We start from the raw sequence: 6424 nt of genomic DNA on the forward strand, positions 1-6424 counted from the left end.
CCGGCGCCTCGGTGCGCGACCTCGTCGCCGACATCCTCGACGCGCTCGACGCCAGCGGGGTGGAGGAGGGCGGCGCCGGCGCCCTGGAGGACGGCCCCCTCGGGCGCCGCCTCGACGCGGTGCTCTCGCGGATGAGCTGCCACGGCTCGATCCGCGCCGGCCGCCGCCTGCGCCCGGAGGAGATGAACGCGCTCTTACGCGCCATGGAGGCGACGCCGAATTCCGGCCAGTGCAACCACGGCCGCCCGACCTACGTCGCGCTCGGCCGCCACGACATCGAGCGGCTGTTCGGGCGGCGCTGAGCGGGGCGGCGCAGGGTCGATCGCGGCAAATTCAATCCGGGCAAGGTCGATCGCGGCAAGGTCAATCCGGGATCGCGAACCCGATCGACTGGCACAGGAGCGCGACCATCGTCACCCCGCCGGCGACGAGCCCCATGCGGGCCGAGCGTGCGGGGGCGGAAGCGGACGGCGAGGCGCCGAGCCCGAGCTCGTCCTCGTAGCGCGCCAGGATCCAGGCCTGGAGCGCGGGCGCGGTCATGGCGAGCCAGGCCCACAGGCCGATCGCCACGAAACCCAGGCCTTGCCCGCCGTAGGTGAAGACGTCGTCGATCATGGCGCTCTCGAATCGACCGCCCCCTCGCGGCGAGCTTAGATCACCGATCCGTGATCCGGGAAGGGCCGGCCGGTCCCGGCCGCGGCTTTCGCGTGCGCTGGAACACGGATCGGCCTATGACACGCCCCGACGCCCGAACAACCCGGCCCGTGTTCCGATGACCGCACTCGCAGACCTGTCCCCCGCCGACCTCGCCGCGCGCTATGCGCAGGCGCAAGGCGCCTACGAGGCGTTCCGCGCCCGCGGGCTGAAACTCGACATGACCCGGGGCAAGCCCGCGCCCGAGCAGCTCGACCTCGCCTCGGGGATGCTGGCGCTGCCCGGCAACGGCGACCACACCACGGCGTCGGGCGAGGATGCGCGCAACTACGGCGGCCTCCAGGGCCTGGCCGAGGCCCGCGCGCTGTTCGGCCCGGCGCTCCTCGGCGCGCCGCCGGAGCAGGTGGTGGTGGCCGAGAACGCAAGTCTCGCCGTGATGCACGACTGCATCGTCTGGGCGATGCTGAAGGGCGTGCCCGGCTCCGAGCGCCCGTGGTCGAAGGAGGCGGCGCCGGCCTTCCTCTGCCCGGTGCCGGGCTACGACCGCCACTTCGCCCTGTGCGAGGAGTTCGGCATCCGCATGCTGCCGGTGCCGATGACCCCCGAGGGGCCGGACATGGAGGTGGTCGATGCCCTGGTCGCGGACCCGGCGGTCAAGGGGATGTGGTGCGTCCCGAAATATTCGAACCCGTCCGGCGAGATCTATTCGGACGAGACCGTCCGGCGGCTCGCCGCGATGAAGGCCGGCGCCCCGGACTTCCGCCTGTTCTGGGACAACGCCTACGCCGTCCACCACCTCACGCCCGAGCACCACGCGATTCCCGACATCCTCGATGTCTGCAAGCAGGCCGGCAACCCCGACCGCGCCTTCGTCTTCGCCTCGACCTCGAAGATCACGCTCGCCGGCGCGGGGCTGGCGTTCTTCGCCGGCTCTCCCGAGAACGTGCGCTGGTACCTGGCGCGGGCCGGCAAGCGCACCATCGGGCCGGACAAGCTGAACCAGCTTCGGCACGTCCGCTTCCTGCGCGACCCGGCCGGGCTCACCGCCCACATGGAGCGCCAGCGCGAGCTCCTCGCCCCGAAGTTCTCGGCCGTGACCGAGGCGCTCGAACGCCACCTCACCGGGACCGACGTGATCTGGAGCCGGCCCGAGGGCGGCTACTTCGTCAGCGTCGACGCCGGCGTCGGCACCGCCGAGCGCATCGCGGAGACCGTCACCGCCGGCGGCGGTGTCGTCGCCGACCGCATCGAGGCGATCGCCGGGCGCCTGCACGAGACCATCACCCTCCACGGCGGCGCCCTCGAGACCCGCCTCGATGCGGCCGGCGAGCGCGCCGGCAGCCTCGTGGCTTTGCGCTCGCAGGAGGCGGCCTCAAGCCTGGAGGCCGCCTTCGCCAGCCTCGGCGACACCTTCGCCCACGGCGCCTCGGGTGCGACGGGCTCCCTGCGCGAGACCATCGCGACCCTGTCGGCCGAGATCGTGGCGCGCACCGCCGAGGCCGTCGACAGCTTCCGCCGCTCGGCCGAGGAGACCACGGTCTCGATCGGCGCCACCGGAGCCGAGGCGGCGCAGGCGATGCGTCGCTCCGCCGCCGGCGCGACCGGCGAGTTGGAAGCCCGCACCGTCGAGGCCGTGCAGATCTTCGAGCGGCGCCTCGCCGACACCGCCGCCGACCTCGCTGCCCGCAGCGCCGAAGCCGCGGAGGCGATCACTCTCGCCGCCTCGACCGCGCACGGGGCAACCGCCGCCCAGACCGCAGAGATGGCCGCCCGCGTCTCCGCCGCGATGGACGCCCTGCGCGCCACCTCGGGCGAGGTGACGGGGGCCGTCGAGACCCACATGAACGGCCTGCTCGGCCGGATCGACGCCGCCTCCGAGGAGGCCGGCGGCCTGCTCGGCGGACGCGCCGAGGCGGCGATCGAAGCCCTGCGCACTGCGATGGGCACGCTCAACGCCGAGTTCTCGACCCGTTCGAACGAGACCACCGGCGCCATCGCCCGCGCGGCTGAGCAGGTCGCCGAGGAGCTGTCGGCCCGGATGCGCACGATCGAGGCGGCCTTCGGCGAACACGGCCGCGGCGTCACCGACCTGCTCGCCAGCCATGCCGAGGAGACCCAGGCGCGGATCGCCGGAACCGGGCGCGACATCGTGCTCGCCGTGGCGACCCAGGGCGCGCGCGTCGCCGACGCCCTGCACCAGAGCGGCGCCAGCTTCGGCGAGACCGCCGACGTGCGGGTGAAGGCGATCGACGAGACGATCGGCAACCGCCTCGCCGCCCTCCACGAAATCATCGCCCGCGGCGACATCCTCGCCGACAAGATCTCCCGCGACACCTCCACGCTGGGCGAGACCATGGGCGGCAGCCTCGCCGAGATGGACCGGCTCATCTCCGTCCGGGGCCAGGCCTTCGCCGAGACCATCGTCGAGCGCACCCGCGACGCGCGGGACGCGGTCGAGACGCATCTCGGCGCCTTGGAAGACCGCTCCGCCAAGCGTTCGGCCGAGATCGGCGAGACCTTCGCCAACCTCGTGAGCCACATCGACGGCCATCTCGGCACCCGCGCGACGGCGCTGAACGAGGCTCTGATCGGCCGCACTGGCGAGATGGCGCGGATCATGGCCGAGGGCAGCCGCGACCTCGTCGAGGCGCTGGACGGCCGTGCCGCGGGCCTGGGCCAGGACATCGCGTCCCGTGCCGCCGCCCTCAGCGACGCCCTCGCCGAGCGCAGCGAGGAGATGGCCCGCCGCCTCGACGAGGGGGCCGGACGCTTCGACACCGGCGTGCTCGGCCGCCTGGAAGCGATCGGCGCGGCGCTGGAGGAGCGCAGCCGCCTGGTCGACGAGCGCTTCGGTGCTCAGGCCTTCGAGGCGATCCGCCTGATCGAAAGTCGCACCCGCGCGATCGACGAAGAACTCGGCGGCCGCACCCGCGACCTCGTCGCGACCATCGAGAGCCGCACCAGCGGGATCGACGCCGCGATGGCCGCGCGCGTCGCCGACCTCACCCGCGCCATCGAGGAGCGGACCGGCGGCATCGACGCCGCCCTCGCCGGGCGTGTCCAGGAACTCGTCGCGCTGATCGAGGAGCGCGCCACCAGCGCCGACGCGGCGCTGGCCACCCAGACCGAAGCGGTGCGGCGCGCCTTCGCCGAGCGCTCGGACCTGCTCGGCCACCTCATCGACGAGCGCACCGCCGCGATGTCGAGCGAGCTCGACGAGAAGGGCCGCATGGTGTTCGGCGCCATCGGCGGTCGCATCACCGAGCTGGCCCGCCTGTTCGACCGCGGCGGCACCTCGCTCGGCGAGGTCATCGATCAGCGCGGCGAGAGCGTGCTGGCGAAGCTCCAGCAGACCATCGCGGACGCGGAGCGCATGCTCGGCGACGGCGAGGGCCGACTCGGGCGCACGCTGGCGTCCCGCACCTCGGACATCAGCGGCCTGCTCGACGAGGGCGTGCGCACCGTCCACGACCTGCTCGACGCCCGCACCAACCAGATCCGCGTCCTGCTCGATGAGCACGCCACCACCCTGTCGTCGAGCCTCGACGGCCGCATGGGACCGCTCCACGACGCCCTCGACAACCGCGGCCGCGAGCTGGTCGAGACCATCGCGGCGACGCTCGGCCACGCCACCACCACGCTGGACGACCGCACCCAGGCGATGGGCAGCCTGTTCGACGAGCGCCTGGATGCGCTGGCGAACCTCGTCGACGGCCGGGGCACGCAGTTCGCCAAGACGGTGGACGCGCGGGCACAAATGCTGCGCGCCCTGTTCGAGCAGGCGCACACCGCCCTCGACGCCGTGGTCGAAGGCCGCGGCGACGACCTCGCCACCGCCGTCGACGCCCGCGTCGCAGCCCTGCGCGCGGTGTTCGACGAAGCGCCGGCTGCGCTGGTGCAGCTCGTCGAGGCGCGCCAGCAACAGCTCACGCAGACGCTGGACGACCGCACGGCCGCCCTGCGCGACGTCTTCTCGGAGGCCCACGCGGCCCTCGACGGGCTGGTCGAGAACCGCGGCAGGCAGCTCGCCACCACCGTCGACGCCGGCGTCGTCGCCCTGCGCGCGGTGTTGGACGAGGCGCCGGCCGCTTTGGTGCAGCTCGTCGAGGCGCGCCAGCAACAGCTCACCCAGACGCTGGACGACCGCACGGCCGCCCTGCGCGACGCCTTCTCCGAGGCCCACGAAGCCCTCGACGGGATGGTCGAGAGCCGTGGCCGGCAGCTCGCCGAGACCGTGGATACCCGTACGCAGACCCTGCGCACCCTGTTCGACGAGAGCGGCCACGCCCTCGGCAACGCCGTCGAGGATCGCGCCGAGCATTTCTCCCGCACGGTCGCGGCTCGCATGGAGGGCCTGCGCGCCCTGCTCGACGAGGCGACCGGCACGATCGAGCACCTGTTGGAGAACCGCACCACGGCGCTCGGCGGCGACGTCGAGGCCCGCACCCGGGCGATCACCGAGGCGTTCGACGCCCGCATGGCCGACCTCGCCGACCTGCTGCAGACCCGGACCGAGGCCTTCGCCAAGACCGTCGAGGCGCAGGGCACGGCCCTGACTGTGAGCGTCGACGGCCGCAGCGAGGCCTTCACCCAGCGCATCGACAGCCGGATGAAGACGTTCGCCACCCTGGTGGCCTCGCGCGGCGATGCGATCGCCACGGCGTTCGACGACCGCCACGACGCCTTCGCCGGCCTCGTCGAGGAGCGCATGGCCGCCCTAGTGGCGGCGTTGGACCAGCGCGCCCGCGACCACGCGGCGCTCACCGACGGCCACAGCGCGATGCTGGGCGCCACCCTCGACGAGCGCAACGCCGCGATGGCGGCCCTGCTCGACGAGCGGACCGAGGCCCTGTCCGCAGGCTTCGAGCGCCGCGCCGTCGCGCTCGGCAGCCTGGTCGACGCGCGTGGCGAAGCCCTGGCGCGCCGCCTGGCGCAGAGCGCCGAGACGATCGTGCGCGGCATCGAGGAGGGCGGCGAAGCCCTGGTCGAGCGCGTCGACGGCACCGGCCGCTCGGTCACGGACACGATGAAGGGCCATATCGAGCGCCTGCGCGCGGTCATCGACGGGCCGGTGCTGCAGCTCTCCGGCGCCCTGGCCGAGCGCGGCACAGCGATCGAGCGGGCGTTGGCCGAGACCGGGCAGCCGCTGATCGAGGCGCTGCGCGAGCGCACCGAGGCGCTCACCGCCCAGTCGCGGGAATCCGCCGAGGCGTTGCGCGCCGCGGTCGAGAACGGGGCCGCCCGCTCCATCGCCGGCCTGTCGGAGGTCAACGAGCGCCTGCGGCGCGACCTCGGCGGCGTGGTCGCCCGGATCGAGGGGGCGAACGCCGCGCTCAAGGACCTCCTCATCGGTGCCAACGCCAACCTCGGCGCGGTCGAGGGCGAGCTCGCCGAGCGCGTCCAGCAGATCCAGGCGGCGCTGCAGGACGTGGCGACGCAGACCGGAACCGCGAGCGAAGGCGTCTCGGCTCAGGTCGAGGCCCTGCGCGGCGTCGCCGAGGGTGCCGTGCGCGAGGCCACGAACCTCGCCGAAGCCCTCGACGGGCGCAGCCGTGCGCTCGCCGAGCAGTCGCGCACCCACGTCGCCGAACTCGGCCACGCCGCCGGCTCGCTTGAAGGCGTCGAGAACCGGCTCGCCGCCACTCTGTCGGGCCGCGGGGAAGCAGTCGAGACGGCTCTGGCCGGCCTGCAGGAGCGCTCGGTCGCGCTGGAGAGCCGGACCGCGGCCTTCGCCGAGGGCATCGAGCGCGCGCTGCGCGCCGCCGAGGAG

Annotated in this window: 1 protein-coding gene and 3 pseudogenes; 3 read left to right on the forward strand and 1 reads right to left on the reverse strand. The window is 73.8% G+C overall.

Annotation, left to right across the window (positions count from 1 at the left end):
* Positions 1-302: pseudogene (locus tag FV222_RS14650) on the forward strand (DNA mismatch repair protein MutL); the annotation flags it as partial.
* Between the two features lie 61 nt (positions 303-363).
* On the opposite strand, the gene FV222_RS14655 reads toward FV222_RS14650, so the two are convergent.
* Positions 364-615 carry a hypothetical protein gene (locus tag FV222_RS14655; RefSeq protein ID WP_147752375.1) on the reverse strand — a complete coding sequence of 84 codons (252 nt, stop codon included), beginning with the start codon at positions 613-615 and terminating at the stop codon, positions 364-366.
* Positions 616-772: 157 nt separating this feature from the next.
* Between FV222_RS14655 and FV222_RS31200 the strand changes: the two are divergent.
* Together FV222_RS31200 and FV222_RS14660 are read left to right on the forward strand one after the other, a co-directional pair.
* Positions 773-2269, forward strand: a pseudogene (locus FV222_RS31200) (aminotransferase class I/II-fold pyridoxal phosphate-dependent enzyme); the annotation flags it as partial.
* 18 nt (positions 2270-2287) lie between these two features.
* A pseudogene (locus tag FV222_RS14660) lies at positions 2288-6424 on the forward strand (hypothetical protein); the annotation flags it as partial.

The sequence above is a fragment of the Methylobacterium sp. WL103 genome, assembly GCF_008039885.1.
Classification (GTDB): domain Bacteria; phylum Pseudomonadota; class Alphaproteobacteria; order Rhizobiales; family Beijerinckiaceae; genus Methylobacterium; species Methylobacterium cerastii.